Genomic DNA, 25,381 nt, shown 5'->3' on the forward strand with positions numbered 1-25,381 from the left:
TTGGCGCGTCGGTGCGGTGGACATTGAATCGTGAGCGCGATTTCACAACCAGCAGCAGCGCTCGGCGATCGCGGCGCCATCCTGCTCTCCGGGCTCTGCCTGGTGCATTGTTTGTTCCTGCCGATCATGGCCGCCCTGCTGCCGTGGCTGGCTTGGCTGGGCGGAAACGAAACCTGGGTTCACCGCGGGCTGCTGCTGACAATCGTGCCCATCAGCCTGCTTGCGCTGGCGAGCGGTTGGCGCCGACACCACGACCGGCGTGTGCTGCTGCTGGGCCTGGCGGCGCTCGGACTACTCAGCTGCGCGGCTCTGGCAGGGACCGCATTGCCGCGGCCCTGGCTCGAAACCGCATTGACCGTCATGGGTAGCGTGGCGCTGACGATCAGCCATCTGCTGAACCTGCGCGCGCTCGATCGGTGCCATCCGGCAGCTTGAAAACGGGCCTTCAAACAAACTTTAGTGCGACCATGCCACGCGGTAGCCACCGCATGAAATGTGACCAAGAGATCTCCATGCCCATCGATGAATCTCTGGCGTTCGTTCCAGTCAACGTCGCCATTCTCACCGTATCTGACACGCGCAGTCTCGCCGACGACTGTTCCGGACAGACTCTGGCCGACCGCATCGTCGCGGCCGGCCATCGGCTGGCGGAACGGCGTGTCGTCGCCGACGATGCTGATCTCATCGAATCCGTGCTCAGGGAATGGATCGCTGACACCGAAATCGACGTAGTCATCTCGACCGGCGGTACCGGCCTGACCGGGCGCGATGTTACGCCAGAGGCATTCGTCCGCGTGATCGATAAGGAGATCATCGGATTTGGCGAGCTGTTTCGTCTGCTGAGCTATCAGAAGATCGGCACCAGCACCATCCAGTCACGCGCCGTTGGCGGCGTCGCCGGGGGCACCTACCTGTTTGCGCTGCCGGGCTCTACCGGCGCGGTCAAGGATGGCTGGGACGACATCCTGCGCTTCCAGCTCGACGCTCGGCACCTGCCCTGCAATCTGGTCGAGCTGATGCCGCGTCTTCAGGAACAGCGGCGCTGACATCCACAATCCTCATTCAAGAGATCTCATGAACGCCCCCCATCCGAAAACCGTAGGCCGCCCCAACCGTGAGCAGGCCGAAGAGGCCGCGCGCACGCTGATCCGTTGGGCGGGTGACGACCCCGCGCGCGAGGGGCTCATCGACACACCCGCGCGCATGGTGCGTGCATACGAGGAGTTCTTCGAGGGCTATGCACAGGACCCGGATGCGCTGCTGTCGCCGACGTTCGAGGACGCCGGGGGTTACGACGAGATCGTGTGCCTGCGCAATATCCGTGTGGAGTCCCACTGCGAACACCACATCGTGCCGATACTGGGACGCGCGCATGTGGCCTACCTTCCGGACCGGCGAGTGGTCGGCATCAGCAAGATCGCGCGCTTGGTTGAAGTCTATGCGCGGCGCTTGCAGATACAGGAAAAGCTGACGGCAGAGATCGCCGACACCTTGCAGCGCGTGATGCAACCACGCGGTGTCGCTGTGGTGATTGAGGCCGCTCACCAGTGCATGACCACACGCGGCATCCGCGATGCGGGCGTCAGCATGGTGACCAGCCGCCTGCTCGGCGTCTTCCGTGACGACGCTGCCAGCCGACGCGAAGTGTTCGGGATGATGGGGCTTTCGGGTTGATGAGGTCCCCTGCTTCTACAGCATCCGCGGAATCTGCGAGGAGTGATGGTGCAGGATCGGAGCGGCCGCGGCGAGATTGATGAGATAGCTGAAGCGTGCTTCGAAGGCCAGTAGCTCCCCTTCAACCGCGAAGTGCCAGCAGTAGAGCCCATGGATCGAGCACAAGGCCTCACCGTGCATCTGCACCCTGACAGTTCTTTCGTGCAGGGTCACGTGCAGCCGCTCACGGCTGCAGAGTTGTTCGAAATAGGCGCGAATGTCCGTGGGCCGACTCAGCACGCGGTTGGAGAAAGTCGGGATCAGGGTAGCGTTTGGGTCGTACAGCCCGCTGAGCGCATCAGCATTGGCGCGGTTGGCGGTCTCGATCCAGCGGTTCAGCGCATCGGTCGGTGTCGTTGATTTCATTTGATGGTCAGGCAGCCTTTTTGAGGATGGAAAGCTTTCCGCTATCCGGTGCTTTGCAGCGACGATTGCTGTCGTCGGGCGCCCATGCGTAACCGCCGCCAGCCAATAACGACACCGGTCATCGATAGCGCGAAGCCGCCAAACGAAAAGCTGATGACCGCGATGTCCCATAGGGGCCGCCGCTCCCGAAGCCAGCGGATGTCCCAGGAATGCAAGCCGTTGTAGAGCCAGCGATAGAGGCGGTTGATGCGGGTGCTGCGATCGAGGATGCGGCCACGGGCCGGATCCAGGTGGAACCAAGTGGCGGCGGCATCGGCGAAGCGCACACGCAGCACCGGTAGCGGGTGCGAGCCGCGCTCCGGATGGCGCGTGTAGTAATAGTCGTCGTAGCGCGACAGCATCTGTACGTCCTGCAGGGACGCGTCCGGCAGCAGCAAGGCGGCGCGGGCTTGCATCGCCGCGGCATCGGGCAAGGTCGGCGGAACATCGCCGCCGCCGCGCAGTTCGACGCGGCCGTCGCGATGTGTGAGCTGCCACAGCGGCTGGCCGAAATAGTGCAGCGGCTCGGCCTCGACGACGTCGCCATCGAAGCGCGGCAAGGAGAAGTCGCCCGGCGTCAGAGGCTTGCCGCTGAAAACCTGTTGCTGCTCCGGTGAGGGTGAACGCGGCGGATTGAGCTTGCCCGGGTTCATCGACAACAGGCCGCTGATCACCCAGGTGAGCGTCACCATTCCGAACGCCAGCCCGCCAATGTGGTGCCAGCGCATCAGTCCCTTGTATGGAATCGACGACTTGCCCGGCCTGGGCCGCCGCTTCCAGCGCAGCAGGCCGATCCAGAGGCCGGACAGGGCCAGCACGCCGCCGGCGGCGGAGAGGATATCGACCATCCACGCCCAGGCATCCGGGTAGCGGCGGATCGCCGTCGGGTATAGCCAATGCGTGACGGCGGCCGGGTAATTGAGCCAGCGCTCGACGCGCACGCTGTCGCGCACCACTTCGCCGGTGCTCGAAGATACGTACAGCTCGGTGCCGGCCGCGTCATCGAGCGCGAACAGGTGCAGTGGCCGGTGCGCATTGAGGCTGGACGACACCGCCCACTGATCGGTCTGCAAGGTCTGCAGATAGCGTGGCTGCGGTGCACCGCCATAAGCGCGTGCTGCGAAGTCAGCGGCGATTGCGCCGGCTTCGTCGACGCCTACGCGTGGCAGTACCGCACCGCTACGGGCATCGACGACCCGCGGTTGCGCCTGGCCGTGCGCCTGCACCCGATACAGCGGCCGGCCGAGCCGCATCAGCGGCGTGACAGCGCCAACCTCGACGGCCGCGTCGCCGTTCTCGACAGCCAGCGTCTGGTTACGGGACGGGCTGCCGACCGTGTCGAAGTCGGCGGCGCGCAGCCGCGCCACGGCTGCTCCCGGATGCAGCGTCGCCGCGTGGAAATCCAGTGCCGGCAGGCCCGCCAGCCGCTCCTGCCGCGTCAGCTGCGGAAACTCCACGTACATCATGAATACGCCGCTGAAGAACCACAGCGCGAAGAACGCGCACAGCACGATTCCAGCCCAGCGATGTAACAGGTACAGCGGGCGCTTCCATTTCAGCTGCATCGCCGGGTTCCGGGACGTTTAGAACTCGATCCGCATGCCGAGCTCGGCCGAGCGCGGATCGGCGAGGCGGACCATCAGGCCGCCGCCGGACGCCCATTCGGCGTACTGCTCGTCGGTGAGGTTGCGGCCGCGCAGCGTGACGCTCAGGCGGTTCCAGCGGCGCGTGACGGCGGCGTCGACGGCGGTATACGCGTCGAGTTGGATGCCGTTGTTGTTGTTGGCCTCGCGCTCGCCGACATAGCGCAGGCCGGCCTGCGCGCTCCAGTCCTGCCAGGTCCGCAGCAGGTACAGGCCGGCGACCAGCTTCGGCACGTTCGGCGGCGTGTTGCCATCGCGCGCGATCACGCCGGTGCCAAGGTTTTCGTTGAAGTCCCTGAACTCCGCCGTCCAGGTCGGCGCGACGTTGGCGTCGATCTGCCAGCCCGGCAGCGGCTGGACGCTCAGCGCCAGCTCGGCGCCCTGCGAGACCTGCGCGCCGATCTGCGAGTTGATGCGCGTGCCGTCGACGATCGCCGAGGTCAGCAGATCGTTCTTCTCGATGTCGTACAGCGCGAGGGTCAGGTTGGCGCGGCCGTCCCACAGCGTCGCCTTGGCGCCGGCCTCGTACTGCCGGCCCTTCTGCAGGCTGAAATCGTCCTGTGCCGCCGTCAGACTGACCAGCTGCGAGACCGGCTGCGCCGCCCTGCTGTAGCTGACATACAGATTGAGCTGCGGCGTCACCGACCACACCGAGCCGATGCGGCCGGTCAGCGGTTCGTAGCGCTTGTCGTAGGGTTCGGCGCCGAGATACGAGCGGCGTTCGACCTCGATATGGTCGTAGCGCAGACCGCCGACCAGTGTCAGCGTGTCGGCCAGCGAAAGCACGTCCTCGACGTAGACCGCGTTGCTCTTGGTGACGATGTTGACGGTCTTGATCGCGCGCACCGAGGGGCCGAAGCCCTGATCGAAACCGGTCAGCGGAACGCTCGCCGGCGTCGGCGACGCCGGCACGTCCGGCTGGCCGCTGTTGCGATCCTGATCGTTGTGATCATGGAGGCCGCCGATCAGGAATTTGTTGGGCCGGCCGAAAAGCGTGCCGCTCCAGGTCAGGTCGAGTCGATTGCCGAGCTGCAGATCGTCGCGGTAGATCAGGAAGAAGCTGGCGCGGTCAACCATCTGCGTGGTCGGGTTCCACACCGTGCTTTCGGTGTTGCGCCAATCCAGCCGCTGCGTGGCTGCATAGGTCTCATTGCGCAGCGTCCACTGCGACGACAGCCGCGTCTCGCCGATGATCCGCCAGAAGCTGTTGCTGCCGTCGGCGAAGTTGTCCCAGTTGTTGTAGTTGAGGCGCCGTGTGCCGGGGGCAATGCGCGCGTTGACCAGGCGGTCGGTCGCGGTGCTGGCCTTGCGTACAGCTTCGACGCCGTCCTGGCCGATCACCGCGTCGTAGACCAGCGGCGTGCCGTAGTAACTCCTGGTGCTGTCATCGAGCACGGTGCCCGTGACGCGCACGCGGGTGTCTTCGTTGTACTGCCAGCGCAGCTCGCCGGCGATCGCGTCGTAGCGCGAGTCGCTGTTCTCGACGTAGCCGCCGCGCCGCGAGGTCGAGGCGTCGGCGCGGAAGTACAGTTTCTGCACGCCGGTCTGGCCGCCCGCACCGACCGCTGCGCGGTAGCTGTCCCAGGAACCCGCGCTGATCTGCGCTTCGCCTTGATGTTCGTCGGGTGCCTGCTTGGATACATAGTTGACTGCGCCGCCAACTGCACCTTCGCCGTACAGCAGGGAAGCCGGTCCTTTGAGCACTTCGATGCGGTCAAACAGAAACGCGTCGAGCGGACGCGCCGATTGCGAGGCTGTGTTCTGGCGAATGCCGTCGCGCATCACGGTAATGTCGTTGCCGGTGAAGCCGCGCGTGGCGTAATTCGGAATCGAGCCTACCGACGTTCCGCCGCTCATGCCGACCGCCGATTCGATCGCTTCGAGCGCGGTGCGCGCACCGCGAATTTCAATCGTCTCGTGCGTCACGACCGAGACACTGGCCGGCAATTCACGCGCTGACAGTCCCAGCCGCGAGCCGGTGTAGAGGTTTTCGTCGAGAGACAGGCTATCGGACTCGGTGAGCCGTCCTTCTACGACGATGGTCTCCAGCTGTGTGGGCTGGTTGGCTCCATCTTCACTCTGTGTTTGCCCCATCGCCATCGGGGCTGCGACGCAAGTCAGAAAGGCGGCTGCGGACGCGAGCCTCATGATCAAATGCATGGACGTACAAATCTCTATACTCATATGTAGTAAATGTTATAACATAACAATCTCTCCTCAGGCCACACTGCGTGGAATTGATCGATCACGTCGAGAAATCACTCATGCCAATGACTTGGGTGTTATTGCGCGGCCTCATGCGTGACCAGCGGCACTGGGGTGAATTTCCGCAGCTCTTGGAGCAGCAACTGGTTAATAGCCGCGTCGTCACGCTCGATTTTCCGGGCAACGGTGCTTTGCATACCGAGCGCAGCCTGGAGACCATAGAGGAAATGGCGCACTGGTGTGGGACGCAATTGCGGGAGCGCAACGTGCCGCCGCCGTACTGCGTGTTGGCGAATTCACTTGGTGCAATGGTGGCCGTGGCTTGGGCTGTCGCACAGCCTGCGGACTTGGCCGCAGCGGTGCTCATCAACACCAGCATGCGTCCCTACGGCGCTGCTCATCAAAGAATGCGGCCGGCTGCCTGGCCGACACTGCTGCGCGTGGCGTTCGGGTCACCCGATGCGCGCACGACTGAAAGCGCCATTCTGCGCTTGACCAGCTTTCGCCAAGCGGAGAACGCACAATTGCTGGAACAGTGGGTCGCCTGGCGCGAGGCGGCACCCGTCAGCCGCGCCAATGCACTACGCCAGTTGATCGCGGCAGCCCGCTTCCATGGGCCACCTGTTGCACCCAGGTCACCAGTGCTGTTGCTTGCTGGCGTGAGGGACCGGCTGGTCGATCCACGCTGCAGCCAGCGCATGGCGCAGGCATGGAACACAACTCTTGTCCTGCACGCGGACGCTGGACACGATCTGCCGCTCGATGATCCGCATTGGGTGATTCAGCAAGTTCAGGCTTGGCTGGCGCGTCAACCCCTGCTCCTGCAAGCAGCCGCAAAGGCTCACCGGTAGTTGCTGCCGCGGGGTTGGGTTCCGCAATGACGGTCTCGCAGATACCTTGCCGGCTCGGACGGTGCCGCTATCGGCCAGAACGTTTCGGTGCGCGTTTCTCGGAGTTTTTCGCTGCTTGCGAATGACGCCGAATAATGTAACTGTATAACGTATCTACATTACCAACGCCAAGCGCAATGGACTCACTGTCACTTTCGGGCATATCTCTGATGCTGCTGCTCGGCCTTCGCCATGGCCTGGATCCGGATCACATCGCGCTGATTGATGGACTCACCTTGCGGGCGCACCAGCAACGCCCTTCCATGGCTCCCTGGGTCGGCACCTGGTTTGCGCTGGGGCATGGCCTCGTGGTGACGCTGATCGCAGTGGCGGTCAGTCTGGGTGCCGGGCGCATCGATCTGCCTGCCGCGGTCACCGGTATCGCCGAGTGGGTTCCGGTGGCCCTGCTGTTCGCGGTGGGCACCGGCAATCTGCGGTCGCTGCTGCGCGACGCCGACTATCAGCCCGCCGGCTGGCGCACGCGCCTGATTCCACCGCCCCTGCGCGGTAGCACCAGCCCGCTCGGTATCTTCCTGATCGGAGCGCTCTTCGCCGCGATATTCGACACCATCACCCAAGCCGCCGCCTGGGGCTACGTGGCCACGCAGCAGGGCGGCGTGATGGCCGCGCTGGCCATTGGCCTGACCTTCACGCTCGGCATGCTGGTGACGGACACCTTGGACGCGCGCCTCCTATGCCGTCTGCTGCGCGACCCACGGCCGGAGGTGGCGCGCCGCCGACGCCGTGCGCTGGGCTGGGTAATCGTGCTGATGGCCTACGCGGTGGTGCTGTACGCCCTGCTCAGCCGGCTCACGCCGGCGCTGCAACTCTCCGACGCTGTCTACACGGCGTTGGGGGTGGCGATGGTGGCCCTGCTCGCCGGTCTGATCGTGATCGCCACGCTACGTGAAACCCGCTCGCAACCCACTCCGGAATCCGCACCATGACCCGTCCCGAACCGATCCCCGTCACCGTCCTCACCGGCTTTCTCGGCAGTGGTAAGACCACGCTGCTCAACCTCATCCTCACCGAGCAGCACGGCCAGCGCATTGCCGTCATCGAGAACGAGTTCGGCGAGATCGGTATCGATCACGAACTGGTCATCAACGCCGACGAAGAAATCTTCGAGATGAACAACGGTTGCATCTGCTGCACCGTGCGCGGCGATCTGATCCGCATTCTCGGCAATCTGGTCAAACGCCGCGACAAGTTCGACCGCATCATCGTCGAGACCACCGGCATGGCCGACCCCGGCCCGGTGGCGCAGACCTTCTTCGTCGACGAAGACCTGAAGCGCCAGTTCACGCTCGATGGCGTGGTGACACTGGTGGACGCCAGGCATGCGGCACTGCATCTGGACGACTCCGAAGAATGCCGTCAGCAGATCGCCTTCGGCGACGTCATCCTGATCAACAAGACGGACCTATCCACCCCGAAAGAACTCGATGCGCTGGAAGCGCGCGTACGCGGCATGAATGCCCTGGCCAAAGTCCTGCGCACGGAGAATGCAGCGGTGCCCCTGGATGTGATTCTCGATGTCGGCGGCTTCGACCTGGAGCAGGCGCTCAAGCAGAAGCCGACGTTCCTCGAACCCGAATACCCCTTCGAGTGGGGCGGCATCTTTGACTTGCGCAGCGGTGAAGTCCTCGTGCTGAACGACGGGCCGGATGCGGCAATGAAGATGGCCTTGGTCCCGGTCGCCGAAGCAGGAACGGAGGCGCTTGCGCAGGCCGCCGAGCAGGCGCTGCGCCTGTATTCGCACAAGCTCGCGCCTGGCGACGAGAGCGTGGAACTGGACGGCCTGGGCCAAGTACAGAATCTGCTGCTGGCGCTGCCGGGTCGCAAGCGCGTGCCGCTGCGTCCCACGCAACTGGGCCTGCATGCGCTGTTCACCCAGCATCTGCCAGAGGAGTTCGATGCGCAGTTTGAAGACGCCGCCGGGAAGACGCTGCCGGCGCTACTGGAGCACACCTACGCCGCCGGTCACAGCCACGACGACAGCATCGGCTCGGTAGGTATCCGCGCCGAGGGCGTGGTCAATCCCTCTATTTTCAGCACCTGGCTTCGCGCCCTGCTCGGGACTTACGGCAACGATATCTTTCGTAGCAAGGGCATCCTCAACTACGCCGGTGCCTCGCGCCGCTATGTGTTCCAGGGTGTACACATGCTGGTGGATGGCGGACTCGAACGCGAATGGCCGCCGGGGCCGCGCGAGAACCAGCTGGTGTTCATCGGCCGCAAGCTGGACCGCGCGCTGCTGGAAAGCGGCTTTCGCCAATGTCTGCTTTGACTTCCACCGCAGCCGGCCTGTCCCCGATCTGGGAGGTGCAGCTTGCCGAGCACCCGGTCGCGTTGTGCGTGGCGCGCGACGGCACGCGCGTGGTGGCAGGCGGTCTGGGCGGCGAGTTGCTGAGCCTGGACGCTGCGAGCGGACAGCTGCGAGCCCGCTGGAACGCGCACCCGTCTGGATTGTGCTGCGCGGCATTCGGTGCCGGGGTTCTGGCGAGCGGTGGTCAGGACGGTTGCTTGCGCTTGTGGAACGCGGACGGTGTATCGGCTGCCGAAACGCGTATCGATGGGCGCTGGCTTGAGCAGCTGGGCTGGTCCGTGGACGGCGCGCACCTGGCGGCGGCGGCCGGCCGCACCGTCGTGCTCTGTAACGCGAGCGGCGTCGAGCGGCATCGCTATATCCACGCCTCCCCAGTGCGGGCACTGGCGTTTTCGGCCAATGGCGGCTTTCTGGCCGTGGGTGGCGGTGGCGGTGTGAGCCTGCTGCGCACTCGGGACGGACAGCTCGATCGTCGTTACGACAACCGCTCGCCGCTGCTGTCGCTGGCCTTCTCGCCGGACGGCCGCATCCTCGCCAGCGGCACCGGCGACAACGAGGTCCGCTTCTGGCGGCTGGGCTCCGGCGAGTCCTCGCAGATGTCCGGCTTCAAGGGGCCGCCGTTCAGGCCGATGGCGCTGGCCTGGAACGGCCACACGCTGGCCAGCGGCGGAGATCAGTCCATCGCGCTGTGGAAATTCAGCGGCAAGGGCCCCGAAGGACGGCAGCCCGAGATGCTGCATGGCCATTGGGGTCTGGTCACCCACCTCCAGTACAGCGCGGACGGCGCCTGGCTCGCCAGCAGCGGGCGCGACGGCACCCTGATGCTGACCGAAGTCGCCAGGCCGGCCGCGCCGCGCCTCGGCGCCGAGCTAGAGGACGAGGCCTGCGCGCTCGCCTGGCATCCCCGCAAACCGCTGGTCTACGTTGCGGATGCCAGCGGTCGCGTCGCCGCGTATGCCGCGCATCGCTGAAAACACGGTTATGAACGTCGACATCGACACCGCCTCAACCCGGCTCCCCGTCGTGCTGCTCACCGGCTTTCTGGGTGCCGGCAAGAGCACGCTGCTGAACTTCGTCCTGCGTCATCCGCAAATGACGGGAACTGCCGTCGTCATCAACGAGTACGGCAGCGTCGGAATCGATCATCACCTGGTGGAATCCGCATCGGACGATATGGAACTGATCGCCGACGGTTGCCTGTGCTGTACTGCGCGCGGCCAGTTGGCGGACGCGCTGATGAGCCTGTTCAAGCGCGCGCAGCAACGTCAGTTCACGCTCAAGCGCGTGATCGTGGAGACCACCGGCCTGGCTGAGCCCGGATCGATCCTGCAGCAGTTTCTGAAACACCCGCAGCTCGCCGAACGCTTCGTGGTGGACACCGTCGTCACCCTGGTCGATGCGCTCAATGCGCCGGCGACGCTGGATACCCATGACATTGCCGTGCAGCAGATCACCGGGGCCGATGTCTTGCTGGTGACCAAGACCGATCTCGTCGCGAGCGACGACGCGCAGGCGCTCGAACAACGCCTCGCCACGATGAATCCGGATGCCGTGATCGAGCGCGTAAGGTCCGGCGCGGCACAGCCCAGTCAACTGTTCGCCGGCCTGCATCGGCGCGCGTCTTCGGGTGCAGGTCTCGGCGCACTGTTCGCCGATGCCGACCGGATTCGCTTCACGCCGATGAAAACGCCACTGGGCCGACTGATCGCCCCGGCGGCGGCGACGCGCACGCCGGCGGATCAGGAGATTCAGACGTTCAGCCTGATCTTCGACGAGCCGCTGCCGGCGGGCAGCTTCTACAGTTGGCTGGATTTCGTCCGCACACTCTGCGGCCCGACGCTGCTGCGCATGAAGGGGCTGGTGAACCTGAAAGGACAGGACGTGCCAACGGTAATCCACGGCGTGCAGAAAACCTTTCATCCCGTCCAGCAATTGCCGTCCTGGCCCAGCGACGATCAGCGCACACGGATCGTCTTCATCACCCGCGGCTGGGGCCAGGACGTCGTGGCCTCGACCATGGACTGGCTGCGTGCACGATTGCCGCAGGCCCAAGCAGCCGGCAATGACGCCTAGAACCTCCGTCGCGCTGCTGGTTGTCATCGGCATCGCCGCGGGCGCGCAGGCCACAGCGGCGGAGCAGCCGGCGACACGGGCCACTCCGGCGCCGGATACGGACCCGGTACCGGCACCACAGCCCCGGCGCTTCGACAGCTTCGACGGAAGCCTGCCGGACGGTGACGGACCGCTGATGTACCGGGGCCCCTGGGCCGGGCGCATGGGTCGTGGTGGCTGCTGTCACGAAACGCGGGACGGCCAAATCTACTGTCACGGAGTCCGATCGTGAGCGCGCCGGTGCTCGACATCCCGTCGCTCGAATTTGCCTACGGCGAGCACGTCGTCTTGCGGATGGGCGATCTGGCGCTGCAGGCAGGGGACGCCTGCGCCGTGCTGGGGCCGTCGGGTTGCGGCAAGACCACCCTGCTGCACCTCGTCGCCGGGCTGCTGCGTCCCACGCAGGGTTCGGTCACGGTCTGCGGCCAGCGCCTAGCGGATCTCGATCACGCCGCTTGTGACCGCTTTCGCGGACGTCATCTCGGCATCATTTTTCAGCGTCTCCACCTGCTGCCAGCACTGAGCGTGCTCGACAACCTCCTGCTCGCCCAGCACCTCGCGCGAGTGCCGCGCGATGCCAACGCCGCAAGGGTACTGCTGACGGAGTTGGGTATCGAAGCGCTGGCGCGCGCAAAACCATCGATGCTCAGTCAGGGACAGGCGCAGCGTGTGGCCATCGCCCGCGCGCTGGTGCATCGTCCGCGCCTGCTGCTGGCGGACGAACCCACGTCCAGCCTCGATGAGGCCAACGCGCAACGGGCGATCGAACTGCTGCGTGCGCAAGCGGCATCGGCCGGTGCGGCGCTGCTCGTCGTCACGCACGATCAGCGCATCCGCGGTCAGCTCGGCCGCGAACTGACCTTGGCCCCACCATGAACCTGCCGAAGCTGGCATTCGCCAACCTGCGCGCCTCGCCGCTGACCTCGCTAGTCAACGTGCTGCTGCTCGGCCTGGGTACGGCGAGCATCGTGCTGCTGATGCTGATCGGCGATCAGTTCGCCTCCACGCTGGCGCGCGATGCGCGCGGCATCGATCTGGTGCTGGGCGCCAAGGGCAGTCCGGTGCAGCTCGTCCTGTCCAGCGTGTATCACGCCGACATCCCCACCGGGAATATTCCGCAGGCCGAGGCGGATCGCTGGGCCGCCGACCCGAGAGTGGAGAAGGCCATTCCGCTGTCGCTGGGCGACAGCTTCAGGGGCTTTCGAATTGTCGGTACCACGCCCGATTACGCGGCGCTCTATCAAGCGCAGCTCGGCGATGGCCGCTACTGGAACGCGCCGATGGAAGCGGTCGCCGGCGCCGCCGTCGCGCGCGAGGCCAAGCTGGCGCCCGGTTCGATCCTCGCCGGCGCCCATGGCCTGGTCGGCGGCGGGCATGAGCATGCGGGTCATCCGTACCATGTCGTCGGCGTGCTCGCCCCTACCGGCACGGTGCTGGACCGGCTGATCCTGACCTCGCTGGACAGCGTGTGGAAGCTGCATGAGGAGGAGCACCACGAGCATGAACATGAGGGCGAGGATCACGACGCGGGTCACCATGAAGATCACGACGAGGACCGCGAGCACGAAGAAGCCAGCTCCGGCGACCGCGAGATCACGGCCATGCTGCTGAGCTACACCTCGCCGCTGGCCGCCACCTCGCTGCCGCGCCAGATCAACATGGAATCCAGGCTGCAAGCCGCGGCGCCGGCCTTCGAGCTCAGCCGGCTGCTGCAACTCGTCGGTCTGGGCCTGGACGGCCTGCGTGCGTTTGCCGCGGTGCTGATCCTCACGGCGGGCCTGTCGGTGTTCGCCGCGCTGTATGGCGCGCTCAAGGCGCGTCGCTTCGACCTGGCAATGCTGCGCTGCCTGGGTGCGACGCGCTTCGAACTGTTGCTGAGCCTGTTGCTGGAAGGCCTGATGCTGGCCGCGCTCGGCGCCTTGCTGGGCTTCGCGCTGGGCCACGGCGCCATGGAACTGCTGGGCCGCTGGCTGCATTCGGCGCGCGGCGTTTCCGCCAGCGGCTGGGTCTGGCTGAGTTCCGAAACCCTGCTGCTGATCGGCCTGCTGATCGTGGGCTTGCTGGCATCCGCACTGCCCGCGTGGCAGGCCTATCGCGCCGACGTCGCGCGCACGCTGGCGCAGGGATGAGGCGTATGTCGCGAATCGCAACGCTGCTGTTGTGGTGCCCGCTGGTATTGGCCGGCTGTGATCGCAACAAGGAGGCGCCTGCACTGGTAGCGGCCCAGGCCGAACCGACACCCCGCACCGCGACGCTGGACAATCCCGGGACGCTCACGGACGCCGAACTCGCCGTGCAAGCGCCGATCGATTTGTCGGGCACCCCCTATGCGGACAGCGAGCCGGCAGAACCGCCACCCCAGCCCATCGCCGCCGACAAGGCCACCGCCGTGCGTCTGGAATTCATGTCGGAGACCGGCTATCTCGACGAGCAGAGGCGCTACGTGGTGGACCTGCTGGAACGCGATCTGGCCTACATGACCGTGCAGGTGCAGACGCCGGACGGTCGGCCGGTGATCGGTGCCAAGCCCAAGCTCGAAATCGTCGGGAGCTCCAAACTCACGGCGGTCGATGCCGGCGAGACCACCGACGACAGCGGCATGATGTCTTTCGGCATCGTCGGCGGAAAAATGGGCTCGGACCGCGTCACGGTGAGCTACCGCGATCAGCGTCTGGAGATGTTGGTCAACGTCATCAGCCTCAAGGCGGCGGGCTATCCCGGCCTGGACGAGGTCAGCGGCGCGCTGCGCTGGGAAAATCTGATGCAGGCACGGTTGCGCTTCACCGATGACCGGGTGCAGGCGGATTTTCCGCAGGACATTGCGGCCCAGAACGGCAAGACGGTGAAGCTCGTCGGGTTCATGATGCCGCTGGAGCCCGAGCAAAAACAGAAGCACTTCCTGCTCACCTCCAATCCGCCGAGCTGTTTCTTTCACATTCCCGGCGGCCCGGCCGGTGCCGTCGAAGTATTTGCACCCAAAGGCGTCACCGCGTCCTGGGACCCCATCACTCTCGAAGGTCGCTTCGAGACCGTCATTCGCAACGAGGAGATCGGTGTGATCTATCGACTACGCGACGCACGGCAAGTCAAACCATGACGCGCCGAAATCCGCTGGCAACGGTATCCTTTGGCCATGCCTATCCAGACTGCCGACAAGAAAAGTCGACATGCCGACTTGCCCGCTCAGGCCCGCCGGCTGGCCGAGAAACTGAGCGCCGATGCCGGCGAGCGGCTGACGCCCGCGCGTCTGAACGCCTACGCGGAACTGGTCGCCCAGGGGCGGCCCGTCTCCGCTTACGAACTGATGGCGCTGCTGGAAAAGCGGGAGAAGCGCAGGCTCGCGCCGCTGACCGTGTACCGCCAGCTTGAATTTCTGACCCGCATCGGCCTGGTCCACAAGCTGGCCTCGGCACAGGCCTTCCTCGCCTGCGATCACCCCGACCATCCCCACGATGGGCTCTACCTCGTGTGTTCCACCTGCGGCCATGCCGACGAGCTTGAGTCCACGGCGCTGACGCAGTTGCTCGGCAAGGCCGCCAGCAGCCGCGGGTTCAAATCGAACCGTCGCATCGTCGAACTTGAAGGCACTTGCAAGAACTGCGCTGACGATCCGCCGAAGTCCTGATCCTTGCGCTATGTCCAACTCGACCAGGGCGTACAGAGATTGGGCGTGGCGTGCGGGATGTTCGGAGATCGAGAACAGGAGTTGCCAGCCCAGATTGGGCAGGTCCGGGCCGCGTGCGGCTGGTGGTTGGAGTCAGCGCCCCATGGGCGGCGCTCCAAATGGCTTTGTCGTTGACTTCTTCGATGAAGATGTAATGTTATAACATTTATATATTAAAGACACGATCATCAATCATTGCGTGCTGACCGCTGGCGCCAACTTTCGAGGGAGATCGCTCATGCAGTACGACGTGATTGTTGTGAGTGGCAACGACGCTGGTCTCGCAGCCGCGACACGGGGCGCTGCCCACCACACATTGATCTTTGGCCGCCCCTAGTCCTATTACAGGGTGCGCGACATGGAAATGCGTCATCTACGTTACTTCATCGCCGTGGCGGAGGAACTGCACTTCGCCCGTGCAGCCGAGCGTCTGCACATAGAGCAATCGCCGCTATCTCGCGCCATCAAAGAACTGGAAGAAGATCTCGGCGTTCGTCTGTTCGACAGGACGACCCGCAGCACGCGATTGACGCGCGCTGGAAGACTTCTACTTGAGCATGTGCCACGCGTCTTCGCGGCTCTGGAGCAGGCACGCGCCAGCGTGAGGGCTGCGGCTGCCGGGTATCAGAATCAATTGCGCGTCGCCTTGTCCGACGGCATCACGCCGCCGCGTTTCACCACTTTATTGGCGCAATGCCGGCAGGACGAACCGGAAGTCGATATCCGGTTGTATGAGGTGTCGTTGTCGCAGCAGATCAGAGGACTGCATGATGACCTCTATGACGTGGGCTTCGCACAGTCCGCCGAGGTCGGTAACGGTATCCTCGCCGAACCGGCCTGGAACGATCCGCTGGTAGTTGCCGTACCCGCACGGCATCCATTGCTGACGTACAAGTGCATTCCGTTGGACGAAGTGCTGCACTATCCCTTGGTGATGTGCGATCCGAAACTATGCGAGGGCTATGCCCGGCAGATCGCGCGGGTTCTTCGTGCCGTGGATGCGGAACCGCTTGTCGCGGAGGAAGTGGCGTCGCTGGACCTGATGCTGGCACTGGTGGCGGCGGGATACGCTCTGGCGCTGGTGGGATCGTCGCAAATCGCTGCCTGCCGGAACGCTGATGTTATCGGCCGACCTCTGGCGGGACGTTCGCCGATGCTGACCACCTACCTGCTGCGGCGCGATGTCGAGCCATCCGAGACCTTGAGCCGCTTCATTGATCGGGTCAGTCCGATCAGCGCGGAAGTCCCTTCGACATGGGCCTCCTCGCATATCCCTGACATCACGAACGAGATCAATTCATGAGAATACTCGCCACGCTATTGCTCACGCTGATGATGACTGCTTGTGGTGAATCGGCGCCAAAGGATACCGTCGAGTCGCTAGTCGCCAATCCCGAACGCCTGAAGGAATTGCGCGAACAGTGCCGCGCCGACCGCACCAAGCTCGGCGACGATGTCTGCAAGGCGGTGGCAGAGGCTACGCGCCGTCGCTTCATGGGAGACGGCCACGTACCCTATACGCCGCCGAAGGAAGCGCCAAAGTTCTGAATCGGCACTTCGCGTAAGAGAATTCCATCCGATTGCTCCGCACGCCGCAACGCGCTTTCGCTTGCAGAAATTCTCCCGCTTTCGCCTCTGCGGGAAGTCTTGTTTTTTCCTTCTGAATTGTGCCGATAACAGTCTTTGACCGGCACTGATCTCGCACCGACTCTGACTTGCGCGGCACTCGTTTCGCCGCGTGATGTACAGGAGCGATTCGGAGGCCAGGATGCAGGCGACGGGCGTGCTGTTGGGTCAGGTGCTGACGGTATTCGGCATCGTGGTCGCCGGCGTGTGGGGTGCCACACAATGGACCGCCGCCGCTCTGGGCTATCAGCCACGCCTAGGCTCGCCGTGGTTCGATCTGTTCGGTACGCCGGTGTATCACCCGTGGCGGCTGTTCGAGTGGTGGTTCTTCTTCGACGCGTACGCGCCTGACATCTTCACCACGGGCGGCGCCATCGCCGGTTCCAGCGGCATGGTCGCCGTGGTGGTCGCCATTGCCATGTCAGTGTGGCGCTCGCGGCAGTCGCGCCTGGTCACGACCTACGGCTCAGCACGCTGGGCCGGTGCTTCTGAAATCCGCAAGGCCGGGCTCACCGATCCGGCCGGTGTCTTCCTCGGCCGGATCGAGCGCCAGTACCTGCGGCATGAAGGACCGGAACACGTATTGACGTTCGCGCCGACACGCTCAGGCAAGGGCGTCGGTCTCGTGGTGCCCACACTGCTGTCATGGCCGGCGTCCGCCGTGATCCACGACATCAAGGGTGAGAACTGGAATATCACGGCCGGCTGGCGCTCGCGCTTCTCTCACTGCTTGCTGTTCAACCCCACCGACGCGAAGTCGGCCGCGTACAACCCGCTGCTCGAAGTACGTCGCGGTACGCATGAAGTGCGCGACGTGCAGAACATCGCCGACATCCTGGTCGATCCCGAAGGGGCTCTGGAGCGACGCAATCATTGGGAGAAGACTTCGCACGCGCTGCTGGTCGGCGCGATCCTGCACGTGCTCTACGCGGGCGGCGACAAGACGCTGCGCGGCGTCGCCAACTTCCTGTCCGATCCGGCGTGTCCCTTCGAGGTTACGCTGCATCGGATGATGAGCACGCGGCATCTGGGTGATGCGCCGCATCACGTCGTTGCATCCGCCGCACGCGAAGTCTTGAACAAGAGCGACAACGAGCGCTCGGGCGTGTTGTCCACAGCGATGAGCTTTCTCGGTCTGTACCGAGACCCCACGGTGGCCGAAGTGACCTCGCGCTGCGACTGGCGCATCGCCGATCTGATTTCCGCCGCGCATCCGGTGTCGCTGTATCTCGTTGTGCCGCCTTCAGACATCAGCAGAACGAAACCGCTGATCCGGCTGATCCTCAACCAGATCGGACGGCGCCTCACCGAATCGCTCGACGGCAGCGACGGCGTGGAGCGCAAGCACAGGCTGCTGCTGATGCTCGACGAGTTTCCTGCGCTCGGGCGCCTCGACTTCTTCGAGAGCGCCCTGGCGTTCATGGCGGGCTACGGCCTGCGTGCCTTCCTCATTTCGCAGTCGCTCAACCAGATCGACAAAGCCTACGGGCAGAACCATTCGATTCTGGACAACTGTCATGTGCGCGTGACCTTCGCGACCAATGACGAGCGCACCGCCAAGCGAATTTCCGAAACGCTGGGCACGGCGACCGAGCTGCGAGCGCAGCGCAACTACGCGGGCCATCGGCTCGCGCCTTGGCTCGGACATCTGATGGTGTCGCGGCAGGAGACTGCGCGGCCGTTGCTCACGCCCGGCGAGGTGATGCAGCTTCCGCCGGACGAGGCCGTGGTGATGATCTCCGGCCATCCGCCGATCAAGGCGAAGAAGCTACGCTACTACGCCGACGCCAACTTCAAGCACCGCGTCCTGCCGCCACCCGCTCTGTCGCTGGACCGCTACGCCGATGCGCCGGCCTCGCGTACGGACGACTGGAGCGCATTGGCGATTCCCGCCATTCCTGCCACCGCTGCGTGCCTCGGCGATGCCGACGACGGCGGTCCGCGGCGGCAGCCCGAGCTGTCCGAGTCCGTCGCCTACATGTCCGAGCCGGAGCACGCGCCCAGCGACTTGGCGCTGCTCGATGACGACGACATGCCGTTGCCTCTGCCGTCCCAGCTCGATCCGCGCTTGCAGCGCGCGGCGCGGCTGGCCGCCCTCGATCCCGACGATGGAATCCCGCTGTGAGTCTCCGTTCACGCTACCGCTTGAACCTGTTCATCGAGCACGACCACGCCCGGCGTCTGGACGAGCTGGCGGCAAAGAAAGGCGTCTCGAAGTCCTCCATCGTCGCCGCGGCACTCGCGTCCTGGCTGTCGCCGGACGCGGGTGACCAGCGCGAGGCGGCAATGGCCAAGCGCCTGGATCGCTTGTCGCGCCAATTCGAGAGACTGGAACGCGACCAGAACATCCTGATCGAGACCGTGGCGCTGTACGTGCGCTACTACCTCACCGTCAGCACGCCGCTGCCCGAGGCGCATCAGGAAGCCGCGAAAGCGCAGGGCAAGGCTCGCTTCGAGAAATTCATCGAACAGCTTGGCCGCCATCTGCTGCTCGGGCGCAGCCTGGTGCGCGATGTGATCGAGGAGATCCAGCCCGACACGCGGCGCTTGGATGATGCGGTACTGGCCGAGGCGCAGGAACAGGAGCGTCCCTCGTGAGCGCCGCTCCGCAATCATCGGCGTCCACCTCGCTGGATCGCCGCATCCGTATGTTGCGCACGGCGATGGGACCGCAGATCGCCGCGGCGCTGGAAGATCCGGACGTGGTGGAGATCATGCTCAACCCGGACGGCGCCTTGTGGATCGATCGCCTATCGACCGGGCGCGCCGTCACCGGCGAGTCGCTGTCTGCCGCTGATGGCGAACGCATCATCCGGTTGGTTGCGGCGCACGTCGGCACCGAGGTGCATCGTCAGCGGCCGCTGCTGACTGCCGAGCTGCCCGAAACCGGCGAACGCTTCGAGGGCATCCTGCCGCCGGCCGCGCCGGGCCCGGCCTTCGCCCTGCGCAAGCGCGCCGTCGGCGTGATCGGCCTGACCGACTACGTTAGCGACGGCATCCTGAGCACGGAACAAGCCGAGTTCCTGCGCCGCGCGGTGCGCGAGCGCCAGAACATCCTGATTGCCGGCGGCACCAGCACCGGCAAGACGACGCTCGCCAACGCGCTGCTGACCGAGATCGCCGCGACCAACGATCGCGTGCTGGTGCTGGAAGACACGGTGGAATTGCAGTGCGCGGCGCGCGACCACGTACCGCTGCGCACCCGCGCCGGTGTCGTGTCGATGACCGAGCTGGTGCGCGCCACGATGCGCCTGCGACCCGACCGCGTGATCGTCGGCGAGGTGCGCGGCGGCGAGGCGCTGGACCTCATCAAGGTCTGGGGCACCGGACATCCCGGCGGCATCGCCACGCTGCACGCGAGTTCCGCACATGGCGCGCTGCTGCGCCTGGAGCAACTGATTCTCGAAGTGGCCCTGATGCCGCCGCGAGCGCTGATCGCCGAGGCGGTGAACGTCATCGTCTTCATCGCCGGCCGTGGGCGTGCCCGCCATGTCCAGACCGTCGCCCGCGTCATCGGCTTCGATGGCAATGGCTACCGGCTCGACGACGCGGTCGCTTCGATTCCGTCCCCGACCACCCGCAACTCTGGAGAACCGCCATGACACATCCCGGCATTACGACCTTCCGCATGTCCGTAAATCCGCATCTGCGCCATGCGCTGCGAGTGTTCATGCCCGCCGCGCTGATGCTCTGCATCGTTTCGACGGCTCAGGCGGCCGGCTCCAGCATGCCCTGGGAAGAGCCGCTGCAAGCCATTCTCGATTCGATCCAGGGGCCGGTGGCGCGCATCATTGCAGTGATTGTCATCATAGCGACCGGCCTGGCGCTAGCCTTCGGCGATACCTCAGGCGGCTTCCGCAAGCTGATCCAGATTGTGTTCGGCCTGTCGATCGCGTTCGCGGCGTCCTCGTTCTTCCTGTCGTTCTTCAGCTTCTCCGGCGGGGCCGTCGTATGAGCGCACCGGATGACTTCGCCGCCGGGTTCGAGGTGCCGCTGCATCGTTCGCTGACCGAACCCATCCTGCTGGGCGGCGCGCCGCGCACCGTGGCGATTGCCAACGGCACGCTCGCCGCCGCCGTGGGTCTGGGCCTGCAACTGTGGATTCCTGGCTTGGTGCTGTGGATCGTTGGCCACTCGCTCGCGGTATGGGGTGCGCGGCTGGACCCGCAGTTCATGCAGGTGTTCGCGCGCCACATCAAGCACCGGCCGCTGCTGGACGTGTGAGGGCGATGCGATGTTGAACCTCACCGAATACCGCCAGCGTCCCGCACTGCTCGCCGACTGGCTGCCCTGGGCCGGGCTGGTCGCGCCCGGCGTAGTGCTCAACAAGGACGGTTCGTTCCAGCGCACCGCGCGCTTTCGTGGACCGGACCTGGACAGCGCGACGCAGGGCGAGCTGATCGCCACGTCAGCACGCTTGAACAACGCGCTGCGCCGCCTGGGATCGGGCTGGGCCTTGTTCGTAGAGGCCGAGCGGCGGGCCGCCGCCGGCTATCCGCAGTCCGAGTTTCCGGAAGCCTTGTCCTGGCTGGTGGACGAGGAGCGGCGCGCGGCCTTCGAGGAAGACCAGAGCCATTTCGAGAGCGGCTATCACCTGACGCTGGTGTACCTGCCGCCGGCAGAGTCGCGCGCGCGTGCCGCCAAGCTGATCTACGAGAACACGTCGCGGCGTGGAGTGGACTGGCGCGAGCGTCTGAATGCCTGCGTTGCGGAGACCGACCGGGTGTTCGACCTGCTCGACGGCGTGATGCCGGAGATTGCCTGGCTCGACGATGGCGAGACGCTGACCTATCTGCACGGCTGCATTTCCACGCGCCACTACCGCGTCAGCGTGCCCGAGGTGCCGTTCCATCTCGATGCGCTGCTGCCCGATGCGCCACTGGTCGGCGGCCTGGCGCCGATGCTGGGCAACCAGCACTTACGCGTGGCGACGGTACGCGGCTTCCCGACGCCGACGTGGCCGGGACTGCTCGATGACCTCAACCGCCTGGGCTTCGCTTACCGCTGGTCCACGCGCTTCATCTGCATGGACAAGGCGGAAGCCGAGAAAGAACTCGGGCGGCTGCGCCGGCAGTGGTTCGCCAAGCGCAAGAACGTGGTGGCGCTCTTGCGCGAAACCATCTTCCAGCAGGAATCGCCGCTGGTGGATACCGACGCCAGCAACAAGGCGAGCGACGCCGATGCGGCCCTGCAGGAGCTCGGCAGCGATCAGGTCGCCTACGGCTACGTGACCACGACCGTCACGGTGATGGACACCGATGCCAGCGCGGCCAACGAGAAGCTGCGCGGGGTGGAGCGCGTGATCCAGGGCCGTGGCTTCGTCACGATTCCGGAAACGCTCAATGCCGTGGAGGCGTGGCTGTCCTCCGTTCCGGGCAACGCCTACGCCAACGTGCGCCAGCCGAGCATTTCGACGCTGAACCTCGCGCACCTGATGCCGGTGTCGGCGGTGTGGGCCGGCCAGGAGCGCAACGCGCATCTCGACGGCCCGCCGCTGATCGTTACGCGCACCGATGGCGCGACGCCGTTCCGGCTGGTCACGCACATCGGCGACGTGGGCAACACGCTGGTGGTCGGCCCCATCGGCATGGGCAAGTCGGTGCTGCTGGCAACGATGGCCTTGCAGTTCCGCCGCTACGCCGGTTCGCGCATCTTCGCCTTCGACATGGGCCGCTCGATCCGCGCCGCCATCCTTGGGCTGGGTGGCGAGCACTACGATCTGGGCAGCGACGACGACATCGCCTTTCAGCCGCTCGCGCGCATCGACCATGAGGGCTACCGCACCTGGGCCGCCGAATGGATCGAAGGTCGCCTGATCCACGAGGGCGTCGCCGTCGGCCCGGCCGAGAAAGAGGTGGTCTGGTCGGCACTGGCGAGCCTCGCCAGTGCGCCGGTCGAACAGCGCACGATGACCGGGCTGTCGGTGCTGTTGCAATCGAACACGCTGCGCCAGGCGCTGGCGCCTTACGTGCTCGGCGGCACGCACGGCAGGCTGCTGGATGCCGACTACGATCGTTTGGGTGCGGCCGACGTGCAGGGCTTCGAGATGGAGGAGCTGATGCACAGCAAGGCTGCGGTGCTGGCCGTGCTGCGCTACCTGTTCGCGCGCTTCGAAGAGCGGCTGGATGGTGCGCCGACGCTGTTGATCCTCGACGAAGCCTGGCTGTTCCTCGACGACCCGGTGTTCGCGGCGCGCATTCGCCAGTGGCTGAAGACGCTGCGCAAGAAGAACGTCAGCGTCATCTTCGCCACGCAGTCGCTCGCCGACGTGAAGGATTCCGCCATCGCGCCGGCGATCATCGAGAGTTGCGTGAGCCGCATCTTCCTGCCCAACCCGCAGGCCACCGAGCCGCAGATTCGCACGATCTACGAAGGCTTCGGCTTGAACAGCCGGCAGATCGAGATCGTCGCGCAGGCCATTCCGAAGCGCGACTACTACTACCAGTCGCGGCTGGGCAATCGCCTGTTCGATCTCGACCTGGGGCCGGTCGCGTTGGCTTTCGCCGGCGCTTCGACGCCGCAGGACCAGCGCGACATCGATCGCGTGCTGCGGGATGCCGGCCGCTCCGATTTTGCAGCCGCCTGGCTGCGCCATCGCGGTCTCGACTGGGCCGCGCAGTTGATCGACCGCCACTCACTCGCAGGAGAAATGCCATGAAGCGCAAGTCTCGTCTCAAACCCAGGATCAGGGCGCTCGCCGCCGCGACTGCGATGGCCTTCGGCATCGCGCAGCCCGCGCATGCGCTGTTCGGTGTCGGCGATGTCGTGCTCGATCCAACCAACCTCGTGCAGAACACGCTGACCGCCGCGCGCACGCTGGAGCAGATCAACAACCAGGTGCGGCAACTCCAGAACGAGGCGCAGATGCTCATCAACCAGGCGCGCAACCTGACGAGCCTTCCGTTCAACGTGGTCAGCCGCCTGCGCTCGACGCTGGCGACCACCGAGCGCCTGATCGCCGAGGCGCAGGGGCTGGCCTACGACGTGGCGAGCATGGACCAGGAATTCGCACGGCTGTATCCGCACGAGTACGCCGCAACCATCGGTGGTGATCGCATGGCGCAGGATGCGCGCGAGCGCTGGAAGCACACGCTCGACGGCCTGCACACTGCGATGCGGATGCAGGCGCAGGTGTCGCAGAACCTCGGCGATGATGAAGGCGTGCTGGCCGATCTGATCGGCCAGAGCCAGTCGGCCACCGGCGCACTGCAAGCCATGCAGGCGACGAATCAGTTGCTCGCCTTGCAGGCCAAACAGGCGATACAGGCGCAGCAACTCCAGTTGACTCAGGATCGCGCGGCGTCGCTGGAGCTGGCGCGTCAGGCAGCGGCGACCGAGCGTGCCCGCGAGGTGCGGCGGCGCTTCCTTGGCGAAGGCACGCCATACACGCCGCAGGCCGTACAGTTCTACGGCCACTGAGGCGCACGCCATGAATGACGTGGCGGTGATCGACCGCTTCCTCAATGTCTTCTCTGCCTATATCGACTCAGGCTTCGGCCTGCTCGGTGGCGAGGTTGCGTTCCTCACCGCCACGTTGGTGGTGATCGACATGACCATCGCTGGCCTGTACTGGGCGATGGGCCATGCCGCGGGCCAGGGCGATGACGTGATCGCCAAGCTGCTGCGCAAGGTGCTGTACGTCGGTGCCTTCGCCTACATCATCGGCAACTTCAACTGGCTGGCCAGCATCGTATTCCGCTCCTTCGCAGGACTGGGGCTGATGGCGTCGGGTTCGGCGATCACACCGGCCGAGTTCCTGCAACCGGGCCGGCTCGCCAAGGTCGGCATCGACGCGGGCGCACCGATCCTCGAACAGATCGGCGACATGGCGGGCTTCCCCGAAGTGTTCGTGAACATCGACGCCATCGTGGTGCTGTTCATCGCCTGGCTCGTGGTGATCGTCAGTTTCTTCGTGCTGGCGGTGCAGCTTTTCGTGACGCTGATTGAGTTCAAGCTGACCACGCTCGCCGGCTTCGTGCTGGTGCCGTTCGCGCTGTGGAACAAGACCGCGTTCCTCGCCGAGAAGGTGCTGGGCAACGTGGTGTCGTCCGGCATCAAGGTACTGGTGCTGGCGGTGATCGTCGGCATTGGCACGGGCCTGTTCGCCGAATTTCAGGTCGCGCCCGCAGAGCCTTCGATCGACTTCGCGCTGGTCATCATGCTGGCGTCCCTGGCTTTGCTGGCGCTCGGGATCTTCGGGCCAGGCATTGCGACGGGGCTGGTGTCCGGCTCGCCGCAGCTCGGCGCGGGCGCCGCGGCGGGAACGGTTCTCGGTGTCGCCGGTGCAGCGGTCGCCACGGGCGCGGTGGTGGCTGGCGCAGGCAGCGCCGTCGCGGCCGGTGCGCGCATGGCACCGGGTGCAGCGCGCATGGCGGTCGGCGGCGCGCGCTCGATGGCGTCCACCGCCAGCAGCGCGAAGTCGGCGTTCGATGCGGGTTCCGCTGCCGCTGGCGGCGGTCTCGAAGGCGCCGCCGCAGGTCTGGGCAACGTCGCCAGGACCGGCGCGCAGTCGGTCGGGCAGAAGGTCGCCGCCGGTGCTCGCTCGCTGAAGGCGCGCGCGGCCGCTGCTGTTGATCCTGATGCGGCCGCACCCGCGAGCGGCGCTGCCGGCCAGGGTGGCGCGGGCGCCGCGTCCGCCAGCGCGGCGCAACCCGCCTGGGCCAAGCGTCTGCATCGTCGTCAGCAACTCACCCATGCCGCCACCACCGTCGCCCACACGCTGCGCGGTGGCGACGGCGGTGGCTCCGGCAGCGGCCCGAGCCTGGGCGATTCCTCGAATCCATAAGGAGAACCC

General features: G+C 65.6%; 25 protein-coding genes. 22 read left to right on the forward strand and 3 right to left on the reverse strand.

What is annotated here, in order from left to right; translation table 11 throughout:
• The first annotated feature begins 30 nt into the window (after positions 1–30).
• The 3 genes from ACOOHP_RS13125 to folE all read left to right on the forward strand — a co-directional run bounded on the left by ACOOHP_RS13125 (position 31) and on the right by folE (position 1,674).
• A complete protein-coding gene (locus ACOOHP_RS13125) occupies positions 31–435 on the forward strand; it encodes a MerC domain-containing protein (RefSeq protein ID WP_420466869.1) in 405 nt (134 codons plus the stop codon).
• Positions 436–512: 77 nt separating this feature from the next.
• The gene (gene moaB, locus ACOOHP_RS13130) at positions 513–1,046 is read left to right on the forward strand and encodes a molybdenum cofactor biosynthesis protein B (RefSeq protein ID WP_420466989.1); all 534 of its coding nucleotides are present in this window, start codon (positions 513–515) and stop codon (positions 1,044–1,046) included.
• Positions 1,047–1,074: 28 nt separating this feature from the next.
• Positions 1,075–1,674 (forward strand): GTP cyclohydrolase I FolE, encoded by a 600-nt coding sequence (gene folE, locus ACOOHP_RS13135; protein WP_420466870.1) that lies wholly within the window; start codon positions 1,075–1,077, stop codon positions 1,672–1,674.
• 15 nt (positions 1,675–1,689) lie between these two features.
• Here the strand turns inward: folE and ACOOHP_RS13140 are convergent, their stop codons facing one another.
• The 3 genes from ACOOHP_RS13140 to ACOOHP_RS13150 are packed head-to-tail and all read right to left on the reverse strand — an operon-like array spanning position 1,690 to position 5,909.
• On the reverse strand, positions 1,690–2,079 hold the full coding sequence (locus ACOOHP_RS13140) for a nuclear transport factor 2 family protein (RefSeq protein WP_420466871.1): 390 nt from the start codon (positions 2,077–2,079) through the stop codon (positions 1,690–1,692).
• 41 nt (positions 2,080–2,120) lie between these two features.
• Positions 2,121–3,683 (reverse strand): PepSY domain-containing protein, encoded by a 1,563-nt coding sequence (locus ACOOHP_RS13145; protein WP_420466872.1) that lies wholly within the window; start codon positions 3,681–3,683, stop codon positions 2,121–2,123.
• An 18-nt stretch (positions 3,684–3,701) separates the two neighbouring features.
• Positions 3,702–5,909, reverse strand: a complete 2,208-nt coding sequence (locus ACOOHP_RS13150) for a TonB-dependent receptor (protein ID WP_420466873.1) — start codon at positions 5,907–5,909, stop codon at positions 3,702–3,704.
• An 83-nt stretch (positions 5,910–5,992) separates the two neighbouring features.
• Between ACOOHP_RS13150 and ACOOHP_RS13155 the strand changes: the two genes are divergently transcribed.
• The 19 genes from ACOOHP_RS13155 (at position 5,993) to trbL (ending at position 25,372) form a co-directional block, all read left to right on the forward strand.
• Complete coding sequence (locus ACOOHP_RS13155) at positions 5,993–6,817, forward strand: alpha/beta fold hydrolase (RefSeq protein WP_420466874.1); 825 nt, start codon at positions 5,993–5,995, stop codon at positions 6,815–6,817.
• 176 nt (positions 6,818–6,993) lie between these two features.
• Complete coding sequence (locus ACOOHP_RS13160) at positions 6,994–7,803, forward strand: nickel permease (RefSeq protein ID WP_420466875.1); 810 nt, start codon at positions 6,994–6,996, stop codon at positions 7,801–7,803.
• On the forward strand, positions 7,800–9,146 hold the full coding sequence (locus ACOOHP_RS13165) for a CobW family GTP-binding protein (protein ID WP_420466876.1): 1,347 nt from the start codon (positions 7,800–7,802) through the stop codon (positions 9,144–9,146). The genes ACOOHP_RS13160 and ACOOHP_RS13165 overlap by 4 nt, the downstream gene beginning before the upstream one ends.
• Positions 9,134–10,156, forward strand: coding sequence for a WD40 repeat domain-containing protein (locus ACOOHP_RS13170; RefSeq protein WP_420466877.1), 1,023 nt, complete (start codon positions 9,134–9,136; stop codon positions 10,154–10,156). Before ACOOHP_RS13165 ends, ACOOHP_RS13170 begins: the two co-directional genes overlap by 13 nt.
• Before the next feature lie 10 nt (positions 10,157–10,166).
• Positions 10,167–11,258 (forward strand): CobW family GTP-binding protein, encoded by a 1,092-nt coding sequence (locus ACOOHP_RS13175; protein WP_420466878.1) that lies wholly within the window; start codon positions 10,167–10,169, stop codon positions 11,256–11,258.
• 267 nt (positions 11,259–11,525) lie between these two features.
• Entirely contained in the window at positions 11,526–12,173 is a 648-nt protein-coding gene (locus tag ACOOHP_RS13180) for an ABC transporter ATP-binding protein (RefSeq protein ID WP_420466879.1), read from the forward strand.
• Entirely contained in the window at positions 12,170–13,426 is a 1,257-nt protein-coding gene (locus ACOOHP_RS13185; RefSeq protein ID WP_420466880.1) for an ABC transporter permease, read from the forward strand. The genes ACOOHP_RS13180 and ACOOHP_RS13185 overlap by 4 nt, the downstream gene beginning before the upstream one ends.
• Positions 13,427–13,431: 5 nt before the next feature.
• Positions 13,432–14,394 (forward strand): DUF3299 domain-containing protein, encoded by a 963-nt coding sequence (locus ACOOHP_RS13190; RefSeq protein ID WP_420466881.1) that lies wholly within the window; start codon positions 13,432–13,434, stop codon positions 14,392–14,394.
• 36 nt (positions 14,395–14,430) lie between these two features.
• Complete coding sequence (locus ACOOHP_RS13195) at positions 14,431–14,922, forward strand: Fur family transcriptional regulator (RefSeq protein WP_420466882.1); 492 nt, start codon at positions 14,431–14,433, stop codon at positions 14,920–14,922.
• 397 nt (positions 14,923–15,319) lie between these two features.
• Complete coding sequence (locus ACOOHP_RS13200) at positions 15,320–16,264, forward strand: LysR family transcriptional regulator (RefSeq protein ID WP_420466883.1); 945 nt, start codon at positions 15,320–15,322, stop codon at positions 16,262–16,264.
• A complete protein-coding gene (locus ACOOHP_RS13205; protein ID WP_420466884.1) occupies positions 16,261–16,509 on the forward strand; it encodes an EexN family lipoprotein in 249 nt (82 codons plus the stop codon). The genes ACOOHP_RS13200 and ACOOHP_RS13205 overlap by 4 nt, the downstream gene beginning before the upstream one ends.
• A gap of 220 nt (positions 16,510–16,729) precedes the next feature.
• Positions 16,730–18,712 carry a conjugal transfer protein TraG gene (locus tag ACOOHP_RS13210; protein WP_420466885.1) on the forward strand — a complete coding sequence of 661 codons (1,983 nt, stop codon included), beginning with the start codon at positions 16,730–16,732 and terminating at the stop codon, positions 18,710–18,712.
• A complete protein-coding gene (locus tag ACOOHP_RS13215; RefSeq protein WP_420466886.1) occupies positions 18,709–19,185 on the forward strand; it encodes a CopG family transcriptional regulator in 477 nt (158 codons plus the stop codon). Before ACOOHP_RS13210 ends, ACOOHP_RS13215 begins: the two co-directional genes overlap by 4 nt.
• On the forward strand, positions 19,182–20,189 hold the full coding sequence (gene trbB, locus ACOOHP_RS13220; RefSeq protein WP_420466887.1) for a P-type conjugative transfer ATPase TrbB: 1,008 nt from the start codon (positions 19,182–19,184) through the stop codon (positions 20,187–20,189). The genes ACOOHP_RS13215 and trbB overlap by 4 nt, the downstream gene beginning before the upstream one ends.
• Positions 20,186–20,542, forward strand: a complete 357-nt coding sequence (locus tag ACOOHP_RS13225) for a TrbC/VirB2 family protein (protein WP_420466888.1) — start codon at positions 20,186–20,188, stop codon at positions 20,540–20,542. Before trbB ends, ACOOHP_RS13225 begins: the two co-directional genes overlap by 4 nt.
• A complete protein-coding gene (locus ACOOHP_RS13230; RefSeq protein ID WP_420466889.1) occupies positions 20,539–20,811 on the forward strand; it encodes a VirB3 family type IV secretion system protein in 273 nt (90 codons plus the stop codon). The genes ACOOHP_RS13225 and ACOOHP_RS13230 overlap by 4 nt, the downstream gene beginning before the upstream one ends.
• Positions 20,812–20,821: 10 nt before the next feature.
• Positions 20,822–23,245: a conjugal transfer protein TrbE gene (gene trbE, locus ACOOHP_RS13235; protein ID WP_420466890.1), complete on the forward strand. Its 2,424-nt coding sequence runs from the start codon at positions 20,822–20,824 to the stop codon at positions 23,243–23,245.
• Entirely contained in the window at positions 23,242–24,006 is a 765-nt protein-coding gene (trbJ, locus tag ACOOHP_RS13240) for a P-type conjugative transfer protein TrbJ (protein ID WP_420466891.1), read from the forward strand. The genes trbE and trbJ overlap by 4 nt, the downstream gene beginning before the upstream one ends.
• Positions 24,007–24,016: 10 nt before the next feature.
• Positions 24,017–25,372: a P-type conjugative transfer protein TrbL gene (gene trbL, locus ACOOHP_RS13245; RefSeq protein ID WP_420466892.1), complete on the forward strand. Its 1,356-nt coding sequence runs from the start codon at positions 24,017–24,019 to the stop codon at positions 25,370–25,372.
• The last annotated feature ends 9 nt before the right edge of the window (positions 25,373–25,381 follow it).

The sequence above is a fragment of the Panacagrimonas sp. genome, assembly GCF_965216805.1.
Taxonomy (GTDB): Bacteria; Pseudomonadota; Gammaproteobacteria; order Nevskiales; family Nevskiaceae; genus Panacagrimonas.

What these genes read in the sequence shown, in the direction of transcription:
- ACOOHP_RS13205 (WP_420466884.1), top strand. Translation starts at nt 16,261, where the DNA reads ATGAGAATACTCGCCACGCTATTGCTCACGCTGATGATGACTGCTTGT.
- moaB (WP_420466989.1), top strand. Translation starts at nt 513, where the DNA reads ATGCCCATCGATGAATCTCTGGCGTTCGTTCCAGTCAACGTCGCCATT.
- ACOOHP_RS13200 (WP_420466883.1), top strand. Translation starts at nt 15,320, where the DNA reads ATGGAAATGCGTCATCTACGTTACTTCATCGCCGTGGCGGAGGAACTG.
- ACOOHP_RS13195 (WP_420466882.1), top strand. Translation starts at nt 14,431, where the DNA reads ATGCCTATCCAGACTGCCGACAAGAAAAGTCGACATGCCGACTTGCCC.
- ACOOHP_RS13185 (WP_420466880.1), top strand. Translation starts at nt 12,170, where the DNA reads ATGAACCTGCCGAAGCTGGCATTCGCCAACCTGCGCGCCTCGCCGCTG.
- ACOOHP_RS13170 (WP_420466877.1), top strand. Translation starts at nt 9,134, where the DNA reads ATGTCTGCTTTGACTTCCACCGCAGCCGGCCTGTCCCCGATCTGGGAG.
- ACOOHP_RS13160 (WP_420466875.1), top strand. Translation starts at nt 6,994, where the DNA reads ATGGACTCACTGTCACTTTCGGGCATATCTCTGATGCTGCTGCTCGGC.
- ACOOHP_RS13190 (WP_420466881.1), top strand. Translation starts at nt 13,432, where the DNA reads ATGTCGCGAATCGCAACGCTGCTGTTGTGGTGCCCGCTGGTATTGGCC.
- ACOOHP_RS13225 (WP_420466888.1), top strand. Translation starts at nt 20,186, where the DNA reads ATGACACATCCCGGCATTACGACCTTCCGCATGTCCGTAAATCCGCAT.
- ACOOHP_RS13230 (WP_420466889.1), top strand. Translation starts at nt 20,539, where the DNA reads ATGAGCGCACCGGATGACTTCGCCGCCGGGTTCGAGGTGCCGCTGCAT.
- folE (WP_420466870.1), top strand. Translation starts at nt 1,075, where the DNA reads ATGAACGCCCCCCATCCGAAAACCGTAGGCCGCCCCAACCGTGAGCAG.
- ACOOHP_RS13165 (WP_420466876.1), top strand. Translation starts at nt 7,800, where the DNA reads ATGACCCGTCCCGAACCGATCCCCGTCACCGTCCTCACCGGCTTTCTC.
- ACOOHP_RS13145 (WP_420466872.1), bottom strand. Translation starts at nt 3,683, where the DNA reads ATGCAGCTGAAATGGAAGCGCCCGCTGTACCTGTTACATCGCTGGGCT.
- ACOOHP_RS13150 (WP_420466873.1), bottom strand. Translation starts at nt 5,909, where the DNA reads ATGAGGCTCGCGTCCGCAGCCGCCTTTCTGACTTGCGTCGCAGCCCCG.
- ACOOHP_RS13210 (WP_420466885.1), top strand. Translation starts at nt 16,730, where the DNA reads ATGCAGGCGACGGGCGTGCTGTTGGGTCAGGTGCTGACGGTATTCGGC.
- ACOOHP_RS13140 (WP_420466871.1), bottom strand. Translation starts at nt 2,079, where the DNA reads ATGAAATCAACGACACCGACCGATGCGCTGAACCGCTGGATCGAGACC.
- trbJ (WP_420466891.1), top strand. Translation starts at nt 23,242, where the DNA reads ATGAAGCGCAAGTCTCGTCTCAAACCCAGGATCAGGGCGCTCGCCGCC.
- trbL (WP_420466892.1), top strand. Translation starts at nt 24,017, where the DNA reads ATGAATGACGTGGCGGTGATCGACCGCTTCCTCAATGTCTTCTCTGCC.
- trbE (WP_420466890.1), top strand. Translation starts at nt 20,822, where the DNA reads ATGTTGAACCTCACCGAATACCGCCAGCGTCCCGCACTGCTCGCCGAC.
- ACOOHP_RS13175 (WP_420466878.1), top strand. Translation starts at nt 10,167, where the DNA reads ATGAACGTCGACATCGACACCGCCTCAACCCGGCTCCCCGTCGTGCTG.